Source organism: Corallococcus sp. EGB, from assembly GCF_019968905.1.
GTDB lineage: Bacteria > Myxococcota > Myxococcia > Myxococcales > Myxococcaceae > Corallococcus.
Genome location: NZ_CP079946.1, coordinates 4,249,277 through 4,275,075 on the forward strand (window position 1 = coordinate 4,249,277; position 25,799 = coordinate 4,275,075).

Consider the following 25,799-nt stretch of genomic DNA (forward strand, 5'->3'; position numbering starts at 1 on the left):
CGAGAGGGGCGATTCATCTCTGGTTCTTGCCGGGCTGCCTGCCCGGTAGCGGGCCCTGGAAGCCTGTGTCTACGGACGGGGATGCACGGCCCGTGGGCCCCCGGGCCGGGGCTCGCGCCGCTTGCAGACGTAGAACTCGCCCACCGGGTTGCTCACGATTTCGAAGCCCGCCGAGCGCAGCAGGGCCTCCGCGCCGGCGCGGTTGGGAATCCACCAGTTCGTCTCGTCGTGCGCGTAGCGGTGCTCGATGAAGTACGCGAGCGGGAAGGTCAGGTCGTCGAAGAGCGCGCGGTCATCGAAGGACGCGTCCTCGGGCACCTGCGCCACGTGCGGACTTCCGCGCTGAATGGTCTGGAAGACGAGCGTGTCCTTGACGACATGCGCGTGCAGCAGGTCCAACGCCAGCAGCGGGTGGCGCAGGTGGTAGAGCACGCCCATGAAGAGGACGACGTCGAACGTCTCGCGCAGGGCCCTCACGTCGTAGACGTCCAGCCGGCGGAACTCGATGTCGAGCCTGTTCACCTCGGCGGCGAAGCGCGCCTGTTCGAGGTAGCGCTCGTCGCTGTCGATGCCCAGGACGCGCACGGCGCCGCGCTTCTTCATCTCCATGGCGTAGAAGCCGGCGTTGCAGCCGATGTCCAACACCGTCTTGCCTGAGAGGTCGCGCGGGAGGGCGTCCGCGATGAGCCGCCAGTTCCTCGCGGGGTAGTCCCCCAGGAAGTGGCCGGGGGCGGTGCGCACGCCCTTCAGGTCCAGGTTGTGGAACCACTCGCCCAGGGAGCGGACGCGCTCTTCAATCTCCCGCGGCGTCAGGGTGGAGGCGGGCTTCGTTGGCGCCGGGCTCATGATGGCTCCTTTCCGGAAATGGGCGCCCCGAGCGGTTGCCCGTGCAAGCTGAAGCCAGGTCCTGCCGCGGCCCACTGCCCTCGAGAGAAGTGTCGCTGTGGCTCATCAGACAACGGGACGGCGTCGATGGACGGCGGACGCTCTGGTAACAGGGACATCGACATGTCCCCCATCACCTTCCGTCACGCACGGGCCACGGACCTGCCCACCATCCTCAAGCTGCTCGCGGATGACGCCATCGCGCGAGCTCGCACCGGCTATGCCGAGGAGGTCACTCCCGCAGTCGAAGCCGCGTTCAAGGAGATCACCGCCGACCCGAACAACGAGCTCATCGTGGGCGAGCAGGACGGGCAGGTCGTCGCCACGCTCCAGCTCACGTACATCCCGGGCCTGGGGCGCGGCGGGATCCGGAGGGCGCTGGTGGAGGAGGTTCGTGTGCGCTCGGACCTGCGGGGACAGCGCATTGGCGAGGCGCTGATGGTGGACGCCATGGAGCGCGCCCGGGCCCGGGGCTGTACGCTGATCCAGCTCACCACCGACAAGCGCCGCCACGAAGCCCAGCGCTTCTACGCGCGGCTGGGATTCGTGGCGAGCCACGAGGGCATGAAGCGCCCGCTCTGAAGCTACTGCTGCGGCTGCACGGCGGCGGGGTCCATCCAGAAGGACTCCCACTGGTGGCCGTCCAGGTCCTCGAAGCTGCGCTGGTACATGAAGCCCTGGTCCATCTTCTCCTTGGTCTCCTTCGCGCCCGCCGCGAGCGCCTTGTCCACGAGCGTGTCGACGGCGGCACGGCTCTCCGCCGTCAGGGCGATGATGGCCGCGGTGGACTTCTTCGTGTCCGCGATGTCCTTCTTGATGAAGCTCTTGAAGAAGGGCTTCACCAGGAGCATCGCGTAGATGTCCTCGCTGATGATCATGCACGTGGCGTTGGCGTCGGTGAACTGGGGGTTGAACTTGTAGCCCAGCTTCGTGAAGAACCCGACCGCGCGGTCCAGCGACTCGACGGGGAGGTTGACGAAGATCTTGGTGCCCATGGTGCGTCTCCTTGGCGGAAGTGGGGGGAGGTGAACGTCGCCTTCATCCACGCAACGAACGGGGCCGCGCTGGATCGACACCGGATTTATTTTTCCGCGCGGCGCCGCCAACCCGCTGGAATCACAGCATCTTGCCGGGGTTCAGCAGGTCCAGCGGGTCCAGCGCCCCCTTGATCGCCTGGTGCAGGCGCAGCGTCTCCGGGCCCAGCTGCGCACCCAGGAAGCCGCGCTTGAGGGACCCCACGCCGTGCTCGCCCGTGATGGTGCCTCCCAGGGCGAGCGCCGCTCGCAGGATGTCGTCGAACGCGTCCTTCGCCCGCGCCAGCGCCACCGGATCCCTCCGGTCGAAGACGACGGTGGGGTGCATGTTCCCGTCGCCCGCGTGCCCGAACGTCCCGATGAGCACCCCGTGCTTCACGGCGATGCGCTCCACCTCCGCGAGCAACTGGGGGATGCGCACGACGGGCACGCCCACGTCGTCCAGCAGCGTGGCACCGCGCTGCTCCAGCGCCGGGAAGGCGAAGCGCCGGGCGCCCATGAGCAGCTCGCCCTCGGCCTCGTCGGCGGTGCTCATCACGGTGGTCGCGCCGGCTCGCTCACAGGCCGCGACCATCAGCGCCAGCTCCTCCTCGCCCTGCACGCCGCCCGCGTCGGAGCGCGCCAGGAGCAGGGCCTCGGCTTCGACGTCCAGGCCCATGGGTCTCCACGCCTCCACGGCGCGCACGGTGGTGCGGTCCATCAGCTCCAGCACGCACGGGCGCGTCCGCTCCATGATGTCGCAGACGGCCGTGCCCGCGCTCACCAGCGTGGGGAACGCGGCGACCAGCGTCGTCGCCTTCGGGGGACGGGGCCGCAGCCGCAGCGTGGCCTCGGTGAGGACGCCCAGCGTGCCCTCGGAGCCGACGAAGAGGCGCGTCAGGTCATAGCCCGCCACGTTCTTCACCGTCCTCCCGCCGGTGCGCACCACGGAGCCGTCCGCGAGCACCGCCTCCAGCCCCAGCACCGCGTCGCCCGTCACGCCGTACTTCACGCAGCACAGGCCCCCCGCGTTCGTGGCCAGGTTGCCGCCGATGGAGGAGAACTCCCAGCTCGCGGGATCCGGCGCGTACCAGAGGCCCTGGTCCGCGGCGGCGGCCTTCACCGCGCCCGTGAGGACTCCAGGCTGCACGACGGCAAGCATCCCGCGTGGGTCCACCTCCAGGATGCGGTTCATCCGCAGGAGCGACAGGACGATGCAGCCGTCGCTCGCGTTCGCGCCGCCCGACAGGCCCGAGCCCGCGCCCCGGGGAACGACCGGCACCCGCAGCGCCGTCGCCACGCGGAGCACGGCCTGGACCTCGGCGGTGGAGCCGGGCCGCACCAGCACCGCTGGCATCCCCGAGGGCGCCCACTCCGCTTGATCATGCCGGTGCGCCGCGAGCACGTCCGGATCCGTGGTGATCGCCTCCGCTGGCACCACGTCCGCCAGCGCCCGCTCCACGTCGACCGTCATGAAGGCCTCCCAGGTTCTGAAACGTGAGCATGCCCCGGAGCCGGGGCCGCTTCGCTGCCCCCGTGTGACGTCCGGATGGAGGCTTGAGGACGGGGCCTCGCGTGCGGCACCTGCCTTCCAGGAAGGCTGGTCCCCATGCGGGCAGGCATGAAACAATCCGTAATACCGCGGGTCCGAATGGCACGGTTCGAGGAGGCGGGACATCGCATGAGACTCCTGCTCGTCGAGGACGAGGCGAAGATGGTGCTCCTGCTTCGCAAGGGACTGGGGGAAGAGGGGCACGTCCTGGATGTCTGCTCACGGGGCAGCGAGGCGCTCGCGTTGGGCTGCCCGGAGCTCTACGACGTCATCGTCCTCGACTGGTCGCTGCCGGACACGGATGGGATGACGCTGCTCAAGGGCTGGCGCGAGGCTGGCGTGCGCACGCCGGTGCTGCTGCTGACGGCGCGTGGCGCCACCGCCGACAAGGTGAAGGGCCTTCGCTCGGGTGCGGACGACTATCTGGTCAAGCCCTTCGACTTCGAGGAGCTGCTCGCGCGTCTGGAGGTGTTGGGGCGCCGCGGCGAAGCGAAGGAGGGCGTGGTGCGGCTGGGGGAGCTGGTGCTGGAGCCCGGCCGGCGCATCCTGCGCATCGGCTCGCGGGAGGAGTCGCTCACCGCGCGCGAGTTCGCCCTCTTCAGCGCCCTCGCGCGTCACCCCGGTGAGCCCCAGGTCCGGGCGCGGCTGATGGAGCAGACGTGGGGGCCGGACTTCGACGGCAGCGCCAACGTGCTCGACGTGTACGTGGGCTACCTGCGCACGAAGCTGGAGCGGTTGGGCGCGGCGAACGTGGCCATCCGCTCCGTGCGGGGCGTGGGCTACAAGCTCGTCGTCGCGCCGGCCGGAACCCTTCCGGCATGAGGCTGGCGCGGCGCTTGTGGTTGCATGGGGCCCTGCTGCCCGCGCTGGCCACCCTGGGGGCGCTGGCGGTGGCGGGGCGGCTGTTCCGCGCGGACCTGGAACGCTCGTTGGATCGCGCGCTCCTGGCGCAGGCCGCCGTGGAGAGCGTGAGCCTCTTCGACGGTCCCGGGCAGAAGGTCCACCTGCACATGGCCGTCTCTCCGCTGGTGGAGCAGGTGCGCCCCTTCGCCCCTCAGGGCTACCTCTATCAGTCGGATGGACGGCTGGTGATGCGCTATCCGCCGGTCGCCGAGGGCGCGCCCGAGCCACCGCGCCGCGTGCCGGGCACGCGGGAGGGACCGCCCCTGCTGATCACCGAGGTGGCCCCGGACGGAAGCCGGTGGCGCGAGGTCATGGTGAACGTGCGGTCCCCGGAAGGGGAGTGGTACGGGCTGCGGCTGCTGGCCTCGCTGGGGCAGGTGGACCGCTCGGTGGATTCGTTCTTCCGGATGGCGTTCTCCCTGACGGCGGTGCTGGGGGGGCTGCTGCTCATCGTCCAGACCCTGCTGGCGCGCCGGTTGTCGCGGCGGCTGGCGGCCATCGCCCGGAGCCTGGAGCGGCTGCGCGAAGGAGACTTCACGCTGTCTCCGGAGGAGGACGCTGGCTCCGACGAGATAGGCCAGGTGGGCGCGGCGCTCCGTGAGGCCACGGCCCGCGTGCGCGGCGCGCGCGAGGCGCAGGATCGGCTCATCGCGAACGCGGCGCATGAGCTGCGCACTCCGTTGGCGCTGATGCGCACCAGCCTGGACCTGTCGCTGAGGCGCGAGCGGAGCGCGGAGGAGTTGCGCGTCGCGCTCCGGGACACGCGCACGGAGGTGGATCGGCTGGCGCTGCTGGCGGACTCGCTGCTGGACATGGCCACGGCGGGGCGCGGCGCATGGGATTGGAAGAAGGGCGACCTGGGCCTGCTTCTGCTCCAGGCGGTGGAGGGGGCTCGTGCGGAGGCCGAGCATCGGGGGTTGCTCATCCACCTGGACGCGCCTGCCGGGATGGAGGCCCCGTTCGACGCGGGCAGCCTGCGGCAGGCCGTGGACAACCTCCTGGGCAACGCCCTCAAGTTCGCCCCGAAAGGCGGGGAGATCCACGTCCGGCTCTCGCCGGAGGCGGGACGCTTCCGCGTGAGCGTCCGGGACACCGGCCCGGGCATTCCCCTGGCGGAGCATGATGCGGTGTTCGAACCCTTCCACCGCGTGGTGGGCGCGGAGGGCAGTCCCGGAGCGGGGCTGGGCCTGGCCATCGTGCGCGAGGTCGCGCGGCGGCACGGGGGATGGGCCTACGTCGCGCCCACGGCCGGGCCCGGCGCCGAACTGGTGCTGGAGTTGCCGGTGGCGCCTCCCAGGGACGATCGATCCTCAGGGTGACAGGGGGATCCAGTCCGACACGGCCCGCAGGCGTCCCGTCGCCGCGTCCAGCGTCGCGAGCTGCGCGCCCTGGACGCCGACCCGCCGGTTCACGCCGAAGCTGACCGGGGGAGAGACCCCGGTGTCGAAGTCGCGCAGGGCCTCCAGTTGTTGTTGCAGGCTCGCGCGCGTCAGGTCCGCGCCCGCGCGGGTCACGGCCTCCACCAGGACCCTGGCGGCGGCGTAGGCCCCCAGTTGGAAGGCGGTGTGACCGGGCTTCAAGCCGTGCCGGTCCATGAACGCGGTCAGTGCCTCCAGGTCGGGCGCGTGCTCGCCCAACCCCATGGGGGACAGGAACGTCACCTGTCCTTGCGTGAGCTCCGGCCGGCGCGGGTCCGCGAGCGCCGCCGGGGCGAACACCGGCACCTTCAGCGCGCGGGAGGCCAGCGTCCTCATGAGCGAGGCCAGTCCTTCGGACGTGCCGGTGTACAGCACCGCGAAGGGGGCAGGCCCAGGCTCCATCTCCTCCAGCGCGAGACCCCAGTCCAGCGGCGTGGCCAGCTCCCTGCGCCCCGCTTCCGCGCGCACGGCCTCCCACCACGCGTGGCCAGCCGCGTCCTCCGGATGCACCACCGCGAGCGGCTGGCCACGCAGCCGGGGCTCCCCGGTGCTGGCCAGATGCTGCACCGCGAGCCGAGCCAGCTCGGAGGGCTCCGGGTAGAGGAAGAACACCGGCCCGTCGTCCGGCGGCGGTCCCGGCTCCAGGGGCAGGGGCAGCACCAGCGGCATGCCTTCGCGCTCCAGTCGCGCATCGGATGCAAGCCGCGCCAGGCGGAGGCTGGCGACCAGCGCGAAGACGTCCCTTTCGAGCAGCCGCGCCGTGGCGTCCGCGCCCGCGGTGGACGCGGCCGTCGCGTACAGCGCCGCGTCGTCCTCCACCACCAGCTCCAGCTTGCGCCGGAAGATGCCGCCGCGGGCGTTCACGTCCAGGAACACCGCGCGCACCACGGCTTGGATCTCCTGGCCCAGGGGCGCCAACGGCCCCGTCAAGGGCAGCGCCGCGCCCACCGTGAGCGTCGTCGCGGAGACGCCGGGATCCGGAGCCGCATCCAGCGTCTGGAGATACCCGAGCAGCGCGTCCGCGTCTGACTCCGCGAGCACGTAGCGCGGCATTGCCACACCCAGTGGACGGCCGCTGGCGGAGCGGCCCTCCGTGATGGCGCGCAGCAAGGTGGCGCGCGTGTACGCGGGGCGTGAGCGATCCTCGACCTCCTCCAGGCCCACCGCGCGCGCGTGTTGGAGCGCGCCGGGCGTGATGTCCGGCACCTCCACGCCGCCTTCGCGGCTGCCCCGCCCGGAAGGCCCATGGCAGCGCGAGCACGCGGCGACGGCGCCCTCCAGCTCCACCCGCTCCGGCCCCAGGAAGCCGGTGAGCGGCGAGCCCTGGGGCGACTGGCCCCGCTGGAAGAAGCCGCGCCCGCGCTTCACCTCTTCGGGCGTCGCGGCCCGAGGGGGCGCCTCACGCCGACAGCCGGACAGCAACAGTCCAGCCGCCAGCAGCAGCACCGCGCGGGCCCCGACACCGTGATGCCACCGCATGCCGTGCCCCCTCACCTGGGATCGTTCAGGTGTTCCACCGCGGCGACGATGTTGTCCGCCATCGCCATGGCCGGGGACTTGACCCACATGCCCGTGGACGCGTCACCGATGAGGAGCGTCGTGTTGTGCTCGTCCGGCTTCTCCGTGTAGCCCCCGAGCTTCTTCAGCACGAGCGTGATGTTCTCCCGGGAGCCCGTGAGGAAGTACCACCCCGGCTGCGCGCCGAACTTCTTCGCGAACTTCGCCAGGCTCTTCGGCGTGTCGTTGGTGGGGTCCACGGAGAGCGTGAGCATGTGCACGTCCTTGCCCATGCGCGCCGAGAGCTTCTTCTGCACCTCCGCCAGGTGCTGCGTGATGGGGGAGCACGCGCCCTTGCACGACGTGAACGCGAAGTTGATGAGCACCGTCCGGCCTCGGACCAGGTCCTCGTAGAACCGGTGCGTCTTGCCGTGCTGATCCACCAGCTCCGTGTTGGTGAAGTACTTCGCCGCCGCGGCGTCCTGCGCGGCCGTGCCGTCCATGGCCGCCAGCTCCGGCGGCGCGGCGGAGGACGCCTGCGCCTCCTTCACCGCCTCCACGATGCGCGAGGGGCTTCCCAGCCCATCCACGCGCGTCCACCTGCTGGTGAGGGCGTTGCCCACGAGGACGAGCGGCCGGTGCGATTCCTTGTCCGGCACGTACCCGCCCAGCGCCACCAGCGCCTCCTTCACCTTCGCGGGCTCGCCGGTGAGGAAGGACCAGTCCGGCCCCGGGTGGAAGGGCTCCGCGAACTTCGCCAGCCGCTCCGGCGTGTCGTTGTTCACGTCCAGCGTGATGGAGATGAAGCGCACGTTGGAGCCGCGCCCCAACTGCTGGCGCGCCTTGTCGAGCGTGGCCGTCACCGGCGTGCAGATGGTCTTGCAGCGCGTGAAGATGAAGTTGATGGCCACGGTCTGCCCGCGCACCAGGTCCGTCCACAGCTTCACCTGCCTGCCGTGCTGATCCACCAGCGTCACGTCCGGCACCGTCACCTCCAGCGACGCGGACTGGGAGGGGAGGGGCACGCGCACGTCCTCTTGTGCGAGCGCCACCGGCGCGCACGTCAGCGCCAGGGCGAGCACCACCTGCTTCAGGGGCGGAATCATCATGGGGTGGACTCGGAGGTGACGGCGGCCGCGAGCGGGGACGACACGCCGAGGGTGGACGTGGGCAGGCGGCCGAGGTCCAGCCCCCGGCCCTCCACGCCCACCACGAACTTGTATTGGCCCGGCGACGGCGGCCGGAAGTCGACCTCGAAGACTCCAGCCGCGACCTGCCGGGGCTCGGTGCGCACCTGCCAGGTGCCGGGCGTGCGGAACAGCAGCACGCGGATCTCCTCTGGCGCTACCGCGGGCGCGCCCGTGCCCGCGGTGGGTTCCAGGCGGAAGCGCAGCGGCACCGTCTCCTCCGGTGCATAGGTCCGCTTCGCGTCGAACTCCGGCGTGAGCTCCAGGGACAGCGTCTTCGCGAACGACGCGTCCAGGGGGACCTGGCCCACCTTCCACTCCAGGCACGCCACGACCCGGGGGTTGTCCAGCAACACCTGGACGTCATATGTGCCGTTCTCGCGCACGCTGCCCCGGGCGGTGAAGACGCCGGGCTCCACCTCGCGCAGCGAGCGATCCAACACCTTCACCGCGCGGGGCTCGCGGCCGTAGTTCAGGTGCGTGCCCCGCGGGGCCATCATGCCCTCCTGATAGAGGAACAGCGCGCGGTCCGCGTTGCCCGCGATGATGACGCCGGTGCCCTCCGGCAGCGGCGCGATGGGGTCGGACCGGCCCAGCTCCCGTGCCTCGGCGGCGGGGCGCTGGCCCGCGGTGATGTGCACCTGGGCGGGCGTGCCGGTGCCCTCCAGCGTCTTCAACTCCACCAGCGTCACGCGGCTGTCGGTGGTGTTGCGCACGTAGGCGAAGGCGTCCGTGAACACGACGGAGTCCGGCGCGGAGAAGCCGGTGAGCGAGTGCGCCACCTGGCCGGAGGCCGCGTCCAGGATGTCCACCGTGCTGGTGTCACGGTGCACCGCGAAGGCCCAGCGGCCGGTGTTGTCGAAGCGCAGCGCGTCCAGGCCGCCCTTCACGGGGATCCGGCGCGATACCTCGCGGCGCTTGGCGTCCACCACCACGACCTCCCGCGCCCCGGGCCGTGAGGCGAAGAGGGCCCGGGCTACGTCGCTCCACGCGAGCGCGGTGACCCCCGCGCCCACCTCCACGCGGCCGAGCACCTCACCGGAGGCCACGTCCAGCGCCGTCAGCGCCGTGGCGTCGCGGGCGGAGACCCAGGCGGTGCGACCGCTGTCGGAGAAGCCGAACGCATGCGGGCCCGGCCCGACGTCCACCGGGTCTCGCACGGCGTGCGCGAGCGTGTCGATGATGCTCACCGTGCTGTCGCCGTCGTTGCTCACCCACGCGGTGAGGCCGTCCGGGGACAGCGCGATGCGCCCCGGCTGGCGGCCCACGCGCAGCGGGCGCGTCACCACGAAGCGCTGGGTGTCCACCACGGACACGGTGTCCTGCGACGGCACCGTCACGTACAGCGCCGAGCGGTCGGGCAGCAGCGCCCAGTCCGCCGCGCCGCCGCCCACGGACACCAGGTGCTGGAGCTTCGTGCGGTCGAAGGCGATCTGCGGGTTGATGACGGACACCGTCTGGTCATGGTTGAGCGTGAGGAACCAGTACGCGTTGAAGTCCACGTCCGCCTGCGCGGACAGCAGCCCGCCCAGATACGACCGCACGCGCTCCTTGCACGCGGCGTCATCCGGCGCGGGCTCGCCCTGGGGGCGCAGGCGCATCCACGCCAGGGGGCGCCGTCCCGCGAGCGGCTCGCCCGTGCGGGCATCCGTGACGGCGACGCGTGCGAGCGCCTGAAGCGGCGAGCCCTGTTCGGCCTCCAGCGGCCGGGGCATCAACGTCAGGTCGAAGGCGAGCGACACCCCGTCGCGCGTCACCTTCGCGGCGGGCGCGGTGATGGGGGCGGGCCGCGAGACCGCCGGCTCGGCGGGTTCGGCGGGGGCTCGCGAGAAGAAGGCACGCCCACCCACGGCGAGGAGCCCCATGGACAGCAGACCGGTGGTGGCGAGGACGAAGGGCTTGCGCATGAGCGGGTTGAAGCGGTGAGGCCAGGAAGGAGGGGAGGGCGGCGCGAGGGGAAGGAGGTCCTTCCACCCCCGCGCCACCCGGAGGGACGGCCGGGCCTACTCCACCCGGAACACGCCCCACAGACCGCCGCTGCTCCAGAGGAAGCTGGGCATGTCGCGGTACAGGTAGTCGCCCTTGACGCCGTAGGCACCGCCCGCGCCGTACTCCGGGACGATGTTCCAGTGGTGCATCACCGACGAGCCACCTTGCGTCGAGATGATCGGCGACATGGCGTTGGGGCCCATGACGCGCGACTGCGCGCCCGCTGCCCACGGGTTGCGGTGCCACTCCGCGCCATGCACGGAGAACGCGTGCTGCCGCGAGTGGCCGGACGGCTGTCCCACGCGCCAGCGCACCGGCTCACCGACCTTGGCGGTGAACACCGGCGTGGCCGGGTCCCCGTGGGTGGTGCTGCTGAGGATGGCGGTGAGGTCGTAGTTGTTCGTGTCCTCGGGCGGCGTCTGCGGCGGGACGCCCAGGCGGGCCCACAGCGGCTCGGTGCGATAGTTGAAGCCCTTCTGGCCGGTGTCCTGCGAGTCGTCGATGCCGTTGGTGTTGCGCAGCGCCGTCCCGCTGTTCAGTCCACTGAAGCCGGAGTCCTGGAAGCGGGCGTTGTCGGTGTGCAGGCCCAGGTCGTCCTGGTAGAGCAGGACGAACTCCCGGAACGTCTGCTTGCTGCCGTCCGGGCGTGTGTAGCGCACGCGTGCCTGCGCGTCCGTGCCGGAGTCGGGGGTCCAGTCCGCGTCCTTGGGCTCGATGACCAGCGCGCCGATGCCGCCGTGCATGCCGTGGTTCACCACGTCCGCCATGTTGCGCAGGTTGACGATGCCGAACTCCGTGGGCGTCACCTGGCCCACCGGGAACGGCGACGTCCAGGGCGAGCTCTTGAACTCGCCCGCGTACCAGCGGTACGTGCGCGTCGCGCCCGGCGGCACCGTCTGCTGGGCGTTGAGGCCCACGTTCGCGCCGTCGTCCGTGTTCACGTCCAGGTTGACCAGCTGCGGATGCAGCGACACGTGGTTGGACATCCGCGTCTGGTTGACGTTGAAGCTGGACGTGATGGCCGAGTGGTGCGCCCACACGTCCTTCTTCGTGGGCACCGTCGCGGGCAGCCGGTTGGTCAGCACCACCTGCACGCACTCGCCGGCCCTCGCGCGGAGGATGAGCGGCTCCGGCGCGCGCTTGCCCGCCTTCAGTTCGGCCAGGTACTCGTCGCGGGCGAAGATGACGGCGTCCGGATCATAGAAGCCGTACTTGCTGTTGTAGACGAGCCGTCCGCCGGGCAACCAGTTGCGCGCGTCGATGGCGGACACGTTGTACAGCCGCACCGGCGTGTTGCGCGGGCACGAGTCCACCTTCACCGGCTTCACGCCCAGCTTCCCGCTGTTCTCGTGCTGAAGCACCAGATCGGGGTCGATCTTCAGCATCGCCTCGCGCTCCTCCAGCGCGAACGCCACGCTGCGCTGCTTCACCTCCTCGCCCTTCTCGTTGATCTCGAACGAGCCCTGGATGGTCTCGTCGTTCTCGCTCAGCCGGGGCAGGCCCGCGCGCTCGGGCATCTCCAGCAGTGACACGGGGGGGTAGGCCTGGAGCGGCTCCTTGCCTCCCGCCGACACCGCCAGGTCCAGGCGTGGGTTCAGGTCCACCGCGAGCATCGCCACGTCGCCCAACGTGCGCAGCCCCCTCTGCTTGTTCCGGTAGGTGCGCAAGAGGCCCCACATGCCGTTCCAGAGGTCGCCGTTGGAGGCGCTCATGTACAGGTAGTCCGCCGTATCGTAGGGACCACCGATGACGGGCAGGCCTCCGGTCAGCTCGAACTCGAAGTGCTCGGAGATGCCAATGGCCTGGGCGTTCTGGAAGCCGCTGTTCGGGTCGCCGCCCTCGCGCAGCCACTTGTGGCCGTGCAGGCTGAAGCTGTGCTGCTCCTCCTGCGAGCCCTGCACCAGGCGGATCTTGACGCGGTCGCCCTCGTAGCCCGCCATCAGTGGGGTGTACGGGTCGCCGTGGATGTCCGAGCGGAAGACGTTGGACATCTCTCCCGCCTTGGTGGCGAGCAGCTTGCGGGTGCCGCAACGCGTGGAGCGCGAGGAGATGCGCACGGGGATGGGCTCGTTGCGGTAGTTGATCATCATGGCGCCCGGGTCCGCGGCGCTGATGGCCTCTGGCATGGCGACGGGCTCGAAGCCGACCGCCCAGGGCAGCGCGTCCTCCTTGTAGTTGGGAGGGTTCACGGGCTGGCCGCACTCGTCGTAGAGCGGGTTGTAGTCCATGAAGCCCAGGGTGAACTCGCGGAAGCTCTGGGTGGGGTCCGCGGTGATGACGTCCGCGCGCCAGCTGGTGGGGCCGCCGTCCGCCACGCGCGAGCCGTAGTAGACGCCCGTGCGCGGGTCGCGCCACTTGGAGCCCTTGGGCTCCACGATGAGCGCGCCGAAGAAGCCGTGCTGCTGGTGAGACGACGGACCGAAGTGATCGTGCGTGAAGACCGTCTCCAGCGTGCGCTGCGGGGACGGATCATCCGCCCACCAGCGCTGCACCGTGGTCTGCGCCGTGCCCGGTGCGCGGCTGATGCGCGGGTGCGAGGCCGGGGCGCTGAGCGTCACCCGGGTGCCCGTCTCGCTGATGGCGCCGTCCGCCGCGAAGGCGCCGCCGGCCGCGTTGGCCAGGTGGATGCGCTCCGCCACGGTGTCGGAGGACAGGGTGCCGTCCTCGTAGTTCCAGCCGTTGCCGGCGCCGTCCGCGGACGTCACGTCGAACTTCACCAGGTGGATGTGCTGCCCGATGACGTCCGTGGGCGTGTAGATCTGGAACGCGTCCGGCTCCAGGTGCTTGGGGATGAGGTTGGTCGAATAGAAGTTGATGCACTCGCCGGACAGGGCCCGGAAGAAGAAGGGCTCAGGCGGGCGCAGGCCGTCCTGGGTCGCGGGCACGTCCTCGTTGAGCACCATCAGCCGGGCCTGCGGATCATGCCACCCGGCGCGGTTGATGCGCTGCAGGTCGATTTGCAGGTAGGCCGTGCGGTAGTTGCGCACGCCCGCGTTCTGGGGGCATGGGTCCGCGAAGGGCGCGCCCGCCACCGGCTTGCGCCCGTTGACGGTGAACGTCCCGCTGCCGCCCAGCGGCGTGTAGCTGGGATAGCCGGCGGCCAGGTCGCCGTAGAGGGTGGTGACGCTGGAGGCGTTGGGGAAGCTCCCCGAGTGGAACGCCATGGCGTTCTGCTCCAGGGGGGTGCCGCCCTGGGGCAGCAGCTTGATGTTGAGCGCGGAGGGGTCCACGTCGAAGCGGCCGGAGGCGCCGTACGTCACGGGCCCCACGGCGCGCGTGACGATGTGGCGGGGCAGGCCACCGTCGAACTCCAGGTCCAGCGGCGCCTGTGGCGCGCGGCGGCCGGCCATGCCCGCGATGTAGAAGGGGTAGCCAGGGAACGCCGGGCGCGTCACCGGCCGTCCGTTGCCGTCAGTGACGGTGGTGCTGGCGTAGGTGGGCATGGGCGGCATCGCCCGGTTGGGCAGCGGGACGACGGCGGGGTTGGGCGTGCCGTTCTGGATCTCCGCGTCCGGCAGGAGGCGGTCGCTCGTGCCGGCCTCGAAGACGTCGTGCACGCGCCACAGCGCCCACATGCCCTGCGCGAAGTGCGGGTACAGGTGGCAGTGGTGGATGGCGTCGCCCACGGTGAGGTTGCGGTTGCCGGAGCCGCCGAAGTTGATGTCGTACGTGAAGGCGGAGCCCGGCCCGATGGTCTGCGAGTCCAGGTAGTTGGACGCGTCCACGCCAGGAGAGAACTTCCACTGGTGGGCGTGCAGGTGGAAGACGTGCGTCTCCGCCGGGCCCGCGTGGATGTTGCGGATGCGCACCGGGTCCCCCAGGTAGCTGTGCTGCACGTTGGTGGGATCATCCGGGTAGAGCGCCTGGGTGGCGCGGCCCGCCGCGTCCTTCTCCACGTTCATCGCGGGGTCGCCGTTGGCCCACGACTCCAGGAAGAACTCCTCGTACTCGCAGGTGACGCAGTCCTTGGTGGGGCCAATCTTCGCGCGGTTGGCGAGCAGCTCCGCGCCCAGGCCGGCCACGCCGTAGTTGATGCCGAAGCCGTCGCGCACGCTGTGGAACGTGGGGTTCCACTCCAACTCGTCGAAGGCCTGAACCGCCTTCACCTCGTCGTGGTAGATGGCGGTGAACTCGCGGAAGCTGCCGGTGTCGATGGAGGTGGACGTCCCCACCTTCGTGCTGGCGTAGCCGGTGATGACCGCCTCCAGGTCGCCGTGGCGGATGCGGTTGTCTCCATCCAGGATGGCCAGAAGCGGCCGGCCCGAACCGTCCTTCGCCTCGTAGTCGAGGACGGGCGTGCCGTCGGGGTTCCTGGACTTGGTGACCGCCTCCAGCACCTTGCCGGTGACCTTGGAGCGGTACCACCGCGCGCCCGGCGGTTCGACGTTGATGGCGCCGAAGAGGCCATGCACCGTGGAGCCGCCGTCGCCCTGTCCGCCGAACGACGCGCCCATGCTGTAGAAGAAGAAGACGCCCTCGTGATCCGCGTACCAGGTGTACGTGGTGCTGCCGCCCGGGCTCACCAGGCTGCTGGCGTTCTGGCCCACCCAGGCCCCGTCCGAGTTCATGGAGAGGTACTGCAAGCCCTGCACGTGGATGGACGCGGTGCGCGTGGCCGGAGAGTCCTCACGGTGCCTTTCGTCGAACTTGCCCTCATTGCCCGGGAAGACCCAGAAGCCGCCCGCGGGCTCGTTCTGGAGCAGCGACTTGACCCGGTCATACGTGGGCGTCAGCACCCATGCGGGCAGCACCTTGCGCAGGAACGTCCAGCCATTGCTGGAGTTCGACGCCCAGCTCACGCCCGGCTGCGACTGGGATGGACTGGGGATGGCGGAGCGCGTGGGCGCCAGCATGTTGTGGAACTGGACCGTGAGGCAGTCCCCCACGTTGGCGCGCAGCGTGAGCGGGCGAGGGCGCTTGTTCGCCTTCAGGCGGACGTTGCCGGGGCCCAGGCCGGTCTTGGCGCTGATGGGCTCCACGTCGTCCAGGAGCGCGTAGATCATCCCCGTCGGGTTGTAGGAACCCAGGCGGTTGTAGGTGTAGACCTGATCGAAGGCCACCACCTCCGCGCTGAGGGTCCGAGCGCACGCGGGCGAGGGCGGCGGGACAGGCTCGGGGACGATCTTGTCCCGGTACGGCAGGTTGACGATCTGGATGCCCTGGATGCCCTGCGCGGTGGCGCCCGTGCCTTCCGGTGCGGCCTCTCCGGGGGCGCGCGGCCCGCAGGCCATCACGCCACAAAGCGCGCCGAAGACCGCGGTCCTCGCATGTCTTGACGCAATGCTTCTCTTCTGGTGTGGAAACACAACGCCCCCTCGGCATTGCCCGATGTCACGGATGAGAATCTTTTGATGAAGCGCTCAGCGTTCCCCTACGCCTGGCGGCAAGGGATTGGGTGAAACACAGACGGACTTCGGGTGACCTGTTTTCACTAGGAGAGGTGCTGATCGAAAGTAAACACCCCGCCCAAGGCGCTGGATTTGTTGGAGTGGAGATGCAGGAGGGCGCCTTCTCTAAGAGGATTCAAAGGAAGCGGAGGGGCCGGCGCCCGCCGCTCCCCAGAGGTGCCCACGGGTGAAGTCATGGAATCGACCCTGATGGTTTGGACTGATACGACCGGCGAGCTCCCGCCGGAGCGCCTGGCGAGCCCCTTCCGCCGGGGGCCGCCCAGCGCCTGGGGCCGCAAGGCGGCGGAGGCGCTCCAGGACGCGCTGCGCCGTGACGCCGCGTGCTCGGACGCGTTGTGGCGGCCAGGGGGCGGCAAGATGTTCGGCGTGCTGGGCGTCGCGGTGCCTGGGGGCGGGGTCGGATTCCTCCGGGGGTTCTCCGGGATGCTGGGCGGCGCGTGGACCGCGGAGGGCTTCGTGCCGCCGCTGTTCGACCTTGCGGCCCGTGACGCGTTCTGGCCCGCGGGCGAGGCGGAGCTGGCCGCGTTGGAACGTCAGCACGCGGCGCTGTGCCGGGAAGCGGAGACGCTGCGGGCGCGCGGTGACGCTCACGCCCTCCGGGAGGTGGACGCGCGCCGGGTGGAGGTGGAACACGTGCGCGCCGAACGCTCGCGGGCCCTGTGGCGACAGGTGACGCGGGGCTATGTCATTCCCAATGCACGCGGTGAAACCCAGACACTGGCCGCGCTGTTCGAACCCCGGCCGCCTCCCGGTGGCGCGGGGGATTGCGCGGCGCCCAAGCTGCTGGCGTATGCCTTTCGCAACGGATTGCAGCCCCTGGAACTCGCGGAGTTCTGGTGGGGCGCGCCGCCGCTCGACGGCCGCCGCGCGTCCGGCGCGTATTATCCGGCGTGTGACAACAAATGTGGCACCGTGCTGCCATTCATGTTGCAGGGATTGGCGGTGGAGCGGACGCCTCCCGCCGCGACAGCCCTCGCCGGGCCGCACGTCCTCCATGAAGACCCTTGGGTCCTCGTGGTGGACAAGCCCGCGGGACTGCCCTCGCTCCCCGGACGCCACGCGCCCTCGCGCGACTCGGTGCTCGTCCGCCTCCAGCCCCGGTTTCCGGAGCTGACCTCCGCCAGCTTCCTCCAGGAACTGGACCCCGAGTCCTCCGGGCTCCTCGTCATCCCCCGGGACGCGGTGACGCGGGCTGCGCTCCAGCGCCAGTTCTCCCAACGCGAGGCCGAGCACCGCCACGTCGCCTGGGTGGACGGCCGCGTGGAGGGCGATGCCGGCCTCATCGACCTGCCGCTTCGCCCGGTGGTCCACGCGCCCCTGGAAGACTGCGTGGACGCCCGCCATGGCAAGCGCACCCGGAGCGCGTGGCGGGTCCTCCGTCGCGAGGCCACACGGACCCGGGTGGAGTTCATTCCAACGAGCCATCCGCTCCACACGTTGCGCATCCATTCCGCGCATCGCCTGGGGCTGGGAGTGACCATCTCGGGCGACGCGCGCTTTGGACGAGAGGCCGCCCGGCTGATGCTCCATGCCGAGGCGGTGGTCTTCCTGCATCCTCGCACCGGCCAACGTCTGGCATTCACGTCACCCGCGCCGTTTTGAGGCCTGCCGGCGTGTTGTGTTTGAGCACGTCCGGGCCCCAGGGGCAGGGAAGGGCGCTCGGGCCTGAGACGAAGTCACCGTCCCCCCCGGCGTCCACCGCGTGACACCCGAGATGCCCGTGACCGACGTGCGCCTCCGGCCCTCGTCGCGGTGGACGTCGGATGCCATGCACGGCCCTGGCCCTTCCTCCCCAGTGCTTGCGCGACTCCAGCGTTTCGCACATACCCGGGTTTTCGCGACTCAGCGGGGGACGCGGCCGTGCTCGAACTCAAACCAGAATCCGGAGCCTGGATGCCGCTGTCGGGCGATGTGGAGCGTCACGCGCTGGACCATCCGTGGCCCGCGGCGGACCAGGGCAGCGTGCGCTTCGTCGTGGGCGAGGACTTCTTCCGCCTGGAGCATGACGCCCGGCTGGAGCTCTACCGGAACCTGGCGGAGCGGATGCTCGCCGTCTTCCGCGAGCTCACCCCGCCCGGCGGCTGGCTCTACGCGCTGGATCCCCACCACCCCTGCTACCGCCTCTACCCGCATGTGCGCTTCGAGACCGGCGCGACGCTGCAGGAGATGACCGGGCTCTACACGCGCCAGCACATGGAGCTGGTGGAGTGTGGCATCCACCCACCGTCGTTCGACCCGCGCTGGGCCATGGACGTCCACCCGGCGGGGGACCCCGAGCACCTCTTCGCGCCGCCGGACTTCCACTTCGTCTTCGCGGCGCGCTACCGCGTGGGCAACTTCGACGGGCTGGAAGCCCCGGGGCGGGGCCCCCTCGAGACGGAGACCTACGAGCTGTTGGGACATCGCCTCATCGCCGCCGTGGACCGCGACCCGCCGGAGCTCTTCCGGCTCGCGCGCAGGTTGGGGCCCGACGACTGAGGTGATGCCGGTACGTCAGGCCGGCCGTGACACGGAGCGCGTGCGGGGCACACCCTCGTAGTAGAGGCTGGCGCGCCCCTCGCCGTAGACGACCAGCACCCGGTCGTTCTCCTCCAGGAGCCCCGACGTCTTCTGCGCGACCTTGCGCACCAGCGTGTCGAGCTGCGCCGGACCCTGCTTGCTGCTGGCCCGGACCGTGACGACCGGCATTCGGTGTTCTGCTCCTGGTAACCCTCCCGTGACGGACAGGAGGGCGCTGCGTGTCATAGCCAACGGAACACTTCGTTGACAAGTGCGCGCTGCCACGATGGATAGGACGTCATGCTCCACCTCGCTCGCGCCCTGCTGGTCGTTTCGCTTGCCCTGGCCTCCACCTCCGCCCGCGCACAGTCGCAAGAGGCCATCGACCTCCGGGGCCACGTGTCGCCCACGCCTGCCTGGCTGCCCCGGGGCGTCTTCCTGGGCACGCAGTTCCGCAACGGCGCGGTCATCCCCAACCTGCACCTGCAGTGGGAGTTCACCCTCTTCCAGGACCGCAAGGACGCGTGGATCACCATCCTGGAGGGTGGGGTGGGGTGGGCGGCGTCGTTGCCCGCGACCGCGCTGGCCAGCCAGAACCTCTACCTGCCCGTGACGTCCTACTACGAGCACACCGCGCAGCTGGGCTTCGGCTACCGCAACCACCTGCCGGGCAAGATCCACTGGGGCTTCCAGGTGACGGCCGGGCCCACCTTCTATGGCGCCCACTTCACCACCCAGCCGCCGGACCGCCGCGTCGCGGGCGCCGTCCAGGGCCGCTTCCAGATTGGCTACCAGCTGCCCCGGGATGTGGGCGTGGGCGTGGCGGTGAGCTACTCGGAGCCCTTCGGGCTGAAGAACCGCAGCCTGGCGCGGGACTTCGTGGGCGGTCTGAACGTCGGATTCTTCGCGGATTGGCGGTAGGGGCGCGGTACACTCCATGCGCGAGAGCGGCCCTGCCTGCTGGTGCGGGTAGCGCCCCGCTTCCACGTCCATGGCCGAGCTGCTCAGTGCCCACGTCGCGCGCTACCTGCGCAACCGCGAGGAGTTCGAACGGGGACTCCCGCCGGGTCTCCTCCTCTTCACGCCTCCGCTGGGCGGGCTGCCTCCCTCCGACCAGGAGGAGTACCCGGTGCGCACGGTGACCAACGCGGGCCCGCCCACGTTGGGCCAGGACGAACCCGTCGTCTTCCCGGTGCGCAAATCGCAGGGCAACGCCTTCGGCCGGGGCATCACCGTGGGGCGCACCGGCAACAACGACATCGTCCTCGATGATGGCAGTGTGTCCCGCTTTCACGCGTGGTTTTCGCGGGACTCGGGGGATACCGGTTTTCTGCTCACGGACGCGGGCTCGAAGAACGGCTCGTTCGTGGCCGGGGGCCGGTTGTTGGCGCGTAAACCCATGCCGGTGGAGGACGGGGGGCGGCTGCGCTTCGGTCAGGTGGAGGTCACCTTCTACACGGCGGGCGGCTTCATGCGGCTGCTGGCGGTGCGCCTGCAGCCCTGAAGCCTTGCCACGTCTTCGGAGGACTGCGTAACGTGCGGAGTCACCCTCTAGGCACGGATGGGAGCGTTCGCGGTGGCCTTGACCACAGAAGCCTTCGGGCTGACCGATGTCGGCCGGAAACGGCAACACAACGAAGACGCGATGATGGTGGACGCGTCGCTCGGCCTGTTCATGGTCGCCGATGGCATGGGCGGACACGCGGCGGGTGAGGTCGCCAGCGCGCGGGCCACGGAGGTCGTCAAGCAGCACATCGCGGCCAACCGGCACCTGCTCAAGGACCTGGCGCAGAACCCCACCGCGGACAGCCGCTCCGCCGCGGCCGCGCTGGTGGAGGTGGCGGTGCAGCGCGCGTGCGCGGACATCTACCGCACGGCGATGACGGACGCCTCCAAGCGCGGCATGGGCACCACGTTCGTGTGCCTGGCCGTGGGCGGCAACAAGGGCGTCATCGGCCACGTGGGCGACAGCCGCGTGTACCTGGTGCGGCACGGGCAGTGCCACCGGCTCACCGAGGACCACACGCTCGTCGCCGCCCAGCTCAAGGCCGGCACCATCACCAAGGAGCAGGCCGCCACCTCGCAGTACCGCAACGTGATTACGCGCGCGGTGGGCATCCAGGAGTCCGTCCAGGTCGACACGCTCATCGTGGACCTGATGCCCGGCGACGTGTTCCTCCTCTGTTCGGACGGCCTGCACGGCTACATCGAGGACGAGGAGATCCTGCCCCTGGTCGCGGGGCTCCAGCCCGGGGACCTGCCGCGCAAGCTCGTGGAGATGGCCAACGAGCGCGGCGGCAAGGACAACATCACCGCCGTGGTGGTGAAGGTGGCCGGCGACAGCGCGGCGCTCGCCAGCGAGGAGACGAGCGAGGCGCAGTCGCGCATGGAGGCGCTGCGGAAGATCCCGCTCTTTCGCCACCTCACCTACAAGGAGCAGACGGCGGTGCTGTCCATCGCCACCACGCGCACCTACCCGGCGGGTCGGGAGATTGTCGTGGAGGGCCAGCCGGGCGAGGAGCTCTTCGTCGTCATCCGGGGCCGGGTGGCCATCGAGAAGAACGGCGTGGAGATCGCGGAGCTGCGCTCGGGTGGGCACTTCGGCGAGATGGGGCTCATCGACAACGCGCCCCGCTCCGCCACGGTGCGTGCCACGGAGCCCACGCGGACCATGGTCATCGCCCGCTCGGACCTGATGGGGCTGATGAAGCGCGAGGCCATCCTGGCGGTGAAGATGCTCTGGAGCTTCGTGCAGGTGCTGAGCGACCGGCTGCGCGCCACGAACTCGGAGCTGAGCGAGGCCCGGCAGGAGCTGGCGGTGGCGCAGGCCATCCAACCGTTCGCGGAGGACTGAGCGGGGTGCTCCTCCCGGCCGCCGGGACGTCCTCAACAGGACGCTCTGGAATTTCCCGGGGGAAACCATCGTTGGGGGGCCGGCCTGGGAGTAAGGTCCCGGCCGCGTAAACATGCGCAAATGGGTCTTCATCGCGGCGGCCGCCTTGCTGGCGCTCGCCGCCATCGTGCTGGGGCCCCGGTGGGGCGCTCCGGCCGCGCACCCCGTCTCCCCCGTCTCCGCGAACCCCATCCGTCAGGGGATGCCCGCGTTCAACGCGGTGGCGGTGTCGTCCGGGGCGCAGGAGGGGCTGACGCTCACCGGGCGCGTGCTGGACGGCAAAGGCCGGCCGGTGCCGGACGCGGAGGTGTCGCTCGCGGCGTCGGCGGAGCGGACGCTGGCGGACGTGCGGTGTGACGAGTGCGGGCTGGCGCTGCTGGCGTGCACCGCGCACGAGACGGCGCTGCACACGCGGGCCTTCTTCGAGCAGCAGCAGGGCTTCCTCACGGCGCGCGCCACGGTGCGTACGGACGCGGAGGGGAAGTTCCGCTTCGAACACCTGGCGGGCGTGTCCTTCTCGGTCTGGGCGCGCTCGGCGGGGCTGGGCGTGGCGCTCAAGGACCGGGCCGCGCCGGGGGAGGCCGTGGACCTGTACCTGCCGCCCTTGCGGAGCATCACCGGCACGGTGGTGGATGACTCCGGCCACGCGAAGCCCGGGGCGCGCGTGCGCGCGGTGTCGCGCAAGGTGCCGCTGCCCTTCGAGGTGGTGGCGGGCGCGGGCGGGGCCTTCACGTTGTCCGGCCTGGGCGAGGGCCCCTTCTACGTGCTGGCGGACGCGGAGGGCTTCCAGCCCGCGGTGGCGCAGCAGGTGGAGGCGGACTCGCAGCCCCTGCGCCTGAAGCTGACGCCGTCGCGCACGCTGGAGGTGCGCGTGACGCGCGACGGGGCGCCCGCGGCGGCGACGGTGCGGCTCCGGGGCGACCACCTGACGCGCGAGGAGCACACGGAGGCGCAGGGCGGGCCGGTGCGCTTCAAGGGCCTGTATCCGGACGAGGTGGTGGTGACGGCGGAGGCGCCGGGCTTCGGCTCCGCGCCCAAGACGCTCACGCTGTCGCAGCGGGTGACGCAGGTGACGCTGGAGCTGGAGGCCGCGGGCCGGCTGCTCGTCACGGTGGTGGATGAAGAGGGCCAGCCGGTGCCCAACCCGCAGCTCTTGTTGCGCACGGTGGCGGGCGACCTCATCCGCCGCGACGCGGTGCCCACCGGGGCGCTGGCGGAGCTGGGGCCGCTGGCTCCGGGCGAGTACGTGCTGGAGGGGCAGGCGGAGGGCTTCACCGCGGCGCAGTTGCCGGCGCGCGTGGTGCAGGGCGAGACGCCGCTGGAGCTGGAGCTGTCCAAGGCCACGGTCATCAGCGGGAACGTCGTCGACGAGTATGGCCGGCCCGCGTCGGGCGTGTCCGTGCTGGTGCAGCCCACCGGCGGCGTGGTGAACGCGGATGAGAACGGCCACTTCTCCGCGCAGGTGCCCATGCCGGGGCTCTACACGCTGCACGCGCACCACTCCGAGTGGGGCGGCGGCAGCGTGCAGGCGACGGCGCCCGCGACGGACGTGACGCTGTCGCTGGAGGCGAAGGCGGGCGCGGACGTGACGGTGACCAGCGGCGGCCGCCGGGTGGAGGGCGCGGACGTGGTGATGTGGGCGGATCCGGAGAACATCTTCCGCAGCGACCGCCCCTCCGGGCCGGACGGCGTGGTGCCCATGCGCGGGCTGCCGCCGGGGACGTACCAGCTGGTGGCGTCGCATCCGGAGTACCTGCAGTCCTCGCCCCGGCCGGTGACGGTGCAGGACGGGGCGAAGCAGCAGGTGACGGTGGAGCTGGAGGCCGGCGCGCAGCTCACGGGCGACGTGGTGGACGAGAACGGCCAGCCGGTGGTGGGCGCGGCGATGAGCGTGATGCCGCGCGCTGCAGAGCCCACGCAGTCGGATTCGAGCGGCCACTTCGAGTTCCGCGCGCTGCGGCCGGACCGCACGTACATCGTGGAGGCGCGCCACGCGAGCTACGAGCCCCTGGAGCGGCCGCAGGGCAAGCCGGGCGGGCCGCCTGTGCAGGTGAAGATGCGGCAGCGCACGACGTTCCGGGGCCGCGTGGTGGACGACTCGGGCCAGCCGGTGCGGCGCTTCCGCTTGGATGAGCACGATGTGAACAGCCAGGACGGGCGCTTCGAGCTGCCGCTGTCCACGTCGGGCGACCGGCTCATCGTCGCGGTGGATGCACCGGGGTACGAGCCGCAGGTGGTGGACCGTCCGGCGACGCCGCAGGACATGGGCGACATCGTGCTGGTGAAGGCGCCGTCGGTGTCCGGGCGGGTGCGCGATGCGTCCGGCGGCGCGGTGCCGGACGCGGTGGTGACGTGCGACGTGTGCGACGGCTCGGTGCTGTCCGGGCCGGATGGCAGCTTCACGCTGGCGAGCCCGCCGTTCGTGCCGCGCTTCACGGTGTCCGCGCGCAAGGGCAAGGTGAGCGGTACGCAGGAGGTGCCGCGAGGCAGCACGGCGCCGGTGGAGCTGACCCTCAAGCCCGCGACGCGCCTGTCGGGCCGCGTGTACCTGGCGGACGGGCAGCCGGCGGCGGGCGCGCAGGTAGAGGGGCTCAACGCGGACCGCAGTGAGAGTGTGTCCCTCATCACCGGCGCGGATGGCCGCTACAGCGCGGAGCTGTCGCCGGGCAGCTACCGCTTCGTGGTGGGCGCGCGCGGAGGCATGGGCGCGCCGGCGGTGGTGGTGCAGGTGGCGGGCACGGACATGACGTTGGACCTGGGGCCGGTGCCTGGGACGGGGTCGGTGACGGTGTTGCTCCAGCCGGAGCGGGGCAAGGCGCTGTGGGTGGTGCCGGGCGACGTGGGCGTGGTGGGCAATCCGCCCACGGAGCTCTTGCGCACGCGCTATGCACAGCTGGTGTATCAGCCCATGTCGGAGCGGGTGGTGGTGCAGGGGCTCAAGCCAGGGCGCTACACGCTGGTGTGGGGCTACTTCCACGCGGAGATGCCGGGGGCGGGCCCGGTGGTGCGCTCGGTGGAGGTGCCCACCCAGGGCGAGGTGTCCCTGCGGTAGTCGTGTTGCGACCGGGCGGGCTGGCGCGTAATGAAGCCGCATGGACGCATCGGCATTGAAGGGTCGCCGGATCATCGTCGGCGTGGGTGGCGGCATCGCGGCGTACAAGGCCTGCGAGCTGGTGCGCGAATTGGGCCGCGCGGGCGCGGAGGTGCGGGTGGCCATGACAGAGGCCGCGCGCCAGTTCGTCACCCCGCTGACCTTCCAGGCGCTCGTGGGGCACCCGCCGCTCACGGACTACTTCGACCCGGCGCAGGAGGGGAACTTCGGTCACCTGGACCTGGCCCGCTGGGGCGAGCTCTACGTCGTGGCCCCCGCGACTGCGGACCTCATCGCCAAGATTCGAGCGGGCTTCGGCGGTGACGCGGTGACGACGTCGCTGCTCGCGTTCAAGGGGCCGGTGGTGCTGGCGCCCGCGATGAACGTGGCGATGTGGGAGAACGCCCGGACGCAGGAGAACGTGGAGTCGCTGCTGAAGGAGGCGCGCTTCAGCACGGTGGGGCCGGGCGCGGGGATGCTGGCGTGCGGCGATGTCGGGGCAGGGCGGCTGGCGGACGTGGGCGCCATCGTGTCCGCGGTGGCGGCGAGGTTGGGAGGCGGTCCGCTCACGGGCAAGACGGTGCTGGTGACGGCGGGTCCCACGCGCGAGTACCTGGATCCGGTGCGGTTCATCTCCAATCCGTCCACGGGGAAGATGGGCCTGGCGCTGGCGCACGAGGCGCGCGCGTTGGGCGCGAAGGTGACGGTGGTGTTGGGGCCCGTGGGCGCGGTGGACCGCACGGGCCTGGAGGTGGTGGACGTGGTGAGCGCGGAGGACATGGCGCGCGAGGTGCTGGCGCGCGTGGAGTCCGCGGATGCGTTCATCGCCACGGCGGCGGTGAGCGACTGGCGGCCGGAGACCCGCGCGCCGCAGAAGGTGAAGAAGGGCGAGGGGCCGGAGAACCTGAAGCTGGTGCGCACGCCGGACGTGTTGCTGGAGGCGTCGCGCAAGGTGGCGGGGAAGGCGAAGCGCCCGGTGCTGGTGGGCTTCGCGGCGGAGACGGAGCGGGTGGTGGAGCACGCGCGCGAGAAGCTGGAGCGCAAGGGACTGGACGCCATTGTCGCGAATGACGTCAGCACGGAGGGCGCGGGGTTCGGGACCGATACGAACCGGGTGACGGTGATTTCGCGCGAGGGGCCTGACCGCGTGATGCAAGGGAGCAAGCGCGGGGTGGCGGCGGAGATCCTGTCGCTGCTGCTGGTGTCACCGCGAGGCTGAGGGCGTCGGGGTCATCAGGCGCACCATCCAGCGCACGAAGGCGTTTCTTCGCTGCGGCGCTCGTGGCCGCGCGCCCCGCCTGATGGCGGGAGTGCCCCGCCGCGTCGCCAAGGCCTTCCGCGACATCCAGCCCCTGCGCACGGTGGTGCTGCCCTTGCCCTCACCGCGCATGACCCAATGCCTCAGCTGGCCCCCCCGGACAGATGCGGACCGGGGGCGCGCTACATCCGTTCGCTCGATATGCC

At 71.0% G+C, this 25,799-nt stretch carries 18 protein-coding genes; 10 read left to right on the forward strand and 8 right to left on the reverse strand.

Going from position 1 to position 25,799, the window contains the following annotated elements; all coding sequences use genetic code 11:
* Nucleotides 1-69 precede the first annotated feature (69 nt).
* Nucleotides 70-846 (reverse strand): TIGR04290 family methyltransferase, encoded by a 777-nt coding sequence (locus KYK13_RS17935; RefSeq protein ID WP_223645861.1) that lies wholly within the window; start codon nucleotides 844-846, stop codon nucleotides 70-72.
* A 162-nt stretch (nucleotides 847-1,008) separates the two neighbouring features.
* Between KYK13_RS17935 and KYK13_RS17940 the strand changes: the two genes are divergently transcribed.
* Nucleotides 1,009-1,467, forward strand: a complete 459-nt coding sequence (locus tag KYK13_RS17940) for a GNAT family N-acetyltransferase (protein ID WP_223645863.1) — start codon at nucleotides 1,009-1,011, stop codon at nucleotides 1,465-1,467.
* A 2-nt stretch (nucleotides 1,468-1,469) separates the two neighbouring features.
* Here the strand turns inward: KYK13_RS17940 and KYK13_RS17945 are convergent, their stop codons facing one another.
* Nucleotides 1,470-1,880, reverse strand: coding sequence for a VOC family protein (locus KYK13_RS17945; RefSeq protein ID WP_223645865.1), 411 nt, complete (start codon nucleotides 1,878-1,880; stop codon nucleotides 1,470-1,472).
* Nucleotides 1,881-2,001: 121 nt separating this feature from the next.
* The gene (locus KYK13_RS17950) at nucleotides 2,002-3,372 is read right to left on the reverse strand and encodes an FAD-binding oxidoreductase (protein ID WP_223645867.1); all 1,371 of its coding nucleotides are present in this window, start codon (nucleotides 3,370-3,372) and stop codon (nucleotides 2,002-2,004) included.
* Between the two features lie 207 nt (nucleotides 3,373-3,579).
* Between KYK13_RS17950 and KYK13_RS17955 the strand changes: the two genes are divergently transcribed.
* Nucleotides 3,580-4,272: a response regulator transcription factor gene (locus tag KYK13_RS17955; RefSeq protein WP_223645869.1), complete on the forward strand. Its 693-nt coding sequence runs from the start codon at nucleotides 3,580-3,582 to the stop codon at nucleotides 4,270-4,272.
* Nucleotides 4,269-5,672: a HAMP domain-containing sensor histidine kinase gene (locus KYK13_RS17960; RefSeq protein ID WP_223645871.1), complete on the forward strand. Its 1,404-nt coding sequence runs from the start codon at nucleotides 4,269-4,271 to the stop codon at nucleotides 5,670-5,672. Before KYK13_RS17955 ends, KYK13_RS17960 begins: the two co-directional genes overlap by 4 nt.
* Here the strand turns inward: KYK13_RS17960 and KYK13_RS17965 are convergent.
* The 4 genes from KYK13_RS17965 to KYK13_RS17980 form a co-directional block, all read right to left on the reverse strand.
* Nucleotides 5,664-7,250, reverse strand: coding sequence for an ABC transporter substrate-binding protein (locus KYK13_RS17965; protein WP_223645873.1), 1,587 nt, complete (start codon nucleotides 7,248-7,250; stop codon nucleotides 5,664-5,666). The genes KYK13_RS17960 and KYK13_RS17965 overlap by 9 nt on opposite strands.
* 11 nt (nucleotides 7,251-7,261) lie before the next feature.
* Nucleotides 7,262-8,377 (reverse strand): SCO family protein, encoded by a 1,116-nt coding sequence (locus tag KYK13_RS17970; RefSeq protein ID WP_223645875.1) that lies wholly within the window; start codon nucleotides 8,375-8,377, stop codon nucleotides 7,262-7,264.
* The gene (locus KYK13_RS17975; RefSeq protein ID WP_223645877.1) at nucleotides 8,374-10,362 is read right to left on the reverse strand and encodes a YncE family protein; all 1,989 of its coding nucleotides are present in this window, start codon (nucleotides 10,360-10,362) and stop codon (nucleotides 8,374-8,376) included. Before KYK13_RS17975 ends, KYK13_RS17970 begins: the two co-directional genes overlap by 4 nt.
* A 96-nt stretch (nucleotides 10,363-10,458) precedes the next feature.
* On the reverse strand, nucleotides 10,459-15,675 hold the full coding sequence (locus KYK13_RS17980) for a copper oxidase (protein WP_223645879.1): 5,217 nt from the start codon (nucleotides 15,673-15,675) through the stop codon (nucleotides 10,459-10,461).
* 366 nt (nucleotides 15,676-16,041) lie between these two features.
* Between KYK13_RS17980 and KYK13_RS17985 the strand changes: the two genes are divergently transcribed.
* A complete protein-coding gene (locus KYK13_RS17985; RefSeq protein ID WP_223645881.1) occupies nucleotides 16,042-17,454 on the forward strand; it encodes an RluA family pseudouridine synthase in 1,413 nt (470 codons plus the stop codon).
* A 291-nt stretch (nucleotides 17,455-17,745) separates the two neighbouring features.
* Nucleotides 17,746-18,330, forward strand: a complete 585-nt coding sequence (locus KYK13_RS17990; RefSeq protein ID WP_223645883.1) for a DUF2716 domain-containing protein — start codon at nucleotides 17,746-17,748, stop codon at nucleotides 18,328-18,330.
* 15 nt (nucleotides 18,331-18,345) lie between these two features.
* Here KYK13_RS17990 and KYK13_RS17995 read toward each other — a convergent pair whose 3' ends face one another.
* A complete protein-coding gene (locus KYK13_RS17995; protein ID WP_223645885.1) occupies nucleotides 18,346-18,540 on the reverse strand; it encodes a hypothetical protein in 195 nt (64 codons plus the stop codon).
* 111 nt (nucleotides 18,541-18,651) lie between these two features.
* Between KYK13_RS17995 and KYK13_RS18000 the strand changes: the two genes are divergently transcribed.
* The 5 genes from KYK13_RS18000 to coaBC all read left to right on the forward strand — a co-directional run bounded on the left by KYK13_RS18000 (nucleotide 18,652) and on the right by coaBC (nucleotide 25,554).
* A complete protein-coding gene (locus KYK13_RS18000) occupies nucleotides 18,652-19,272 on the forward strand; it encodes a hypothetical protein (RefSeq protein ID WP_223645887.1) in 621 nt (206 codons plus the stop codon).
* A 70-nt stretch (nucleotides 19,273-19,342) separates the two neighbouring features.
* A complete protein-coding gene (locus KYK13_RS18005) occupies nucleotides 19,343-19,855 on the forward strand; it encodes an FHA domain-containing protein (RefSeq protein ID WP_223645889.1) in 513 nt (170 codons plus the stop codon).
* A gap of 57 nt (nucleotides 19,856-19,912) precedes the next feature.
* Nucleotides 19,913-21,205 carry a Stp1/IreP family PP2C-type Ser/Thr phosphatase gene (locus KYK13_RS18010; protein WP_014396319.1) on the forward strand — a complete coding sequence of 431 codons (1,293 nt, stop codon included), beginning with the start codon at nucleotides 19,913-19,915 and terminating at the stop codon, nucleotides 21,203-21,205.
* 112 nt (nucleotides 21,206-21,317) lie between these two features.
* Nucleotides 21,318-24,296: a carboxypeptidase regulatory-like domain-containing protein gene (locus KYK13_RS18015; protein ID WP_223645891.1), complete on the forward strand. Its 2,979-nt coding sequence runs from the start codon at nucleotides 21,318-21,320 to the stop codon at nucleotides 24,294-24,296.
* Nucleotides 24,297-24,336: 40 nt separating this feature from the next.
* Nucleotides 24,337-25,554 carry a bifunctional phosphopantothenoylcysteine decarboxylase/phosphopantothenate--cysteine ligase CoaBC gene (coaBC, locus tag KYK13_RS18020; protein WP_223645893.1) on the forward strand — a complete coding sequence of 406 codons (1,218 nt, stop codon included), beginning with the start codon at nucleotides 24,337-24,339 and terminating at the stop codon, nucleotides 25,552-25,554.
* Nucleotides 25,555-25,799 lie beyond the last annotated feature (245 nt).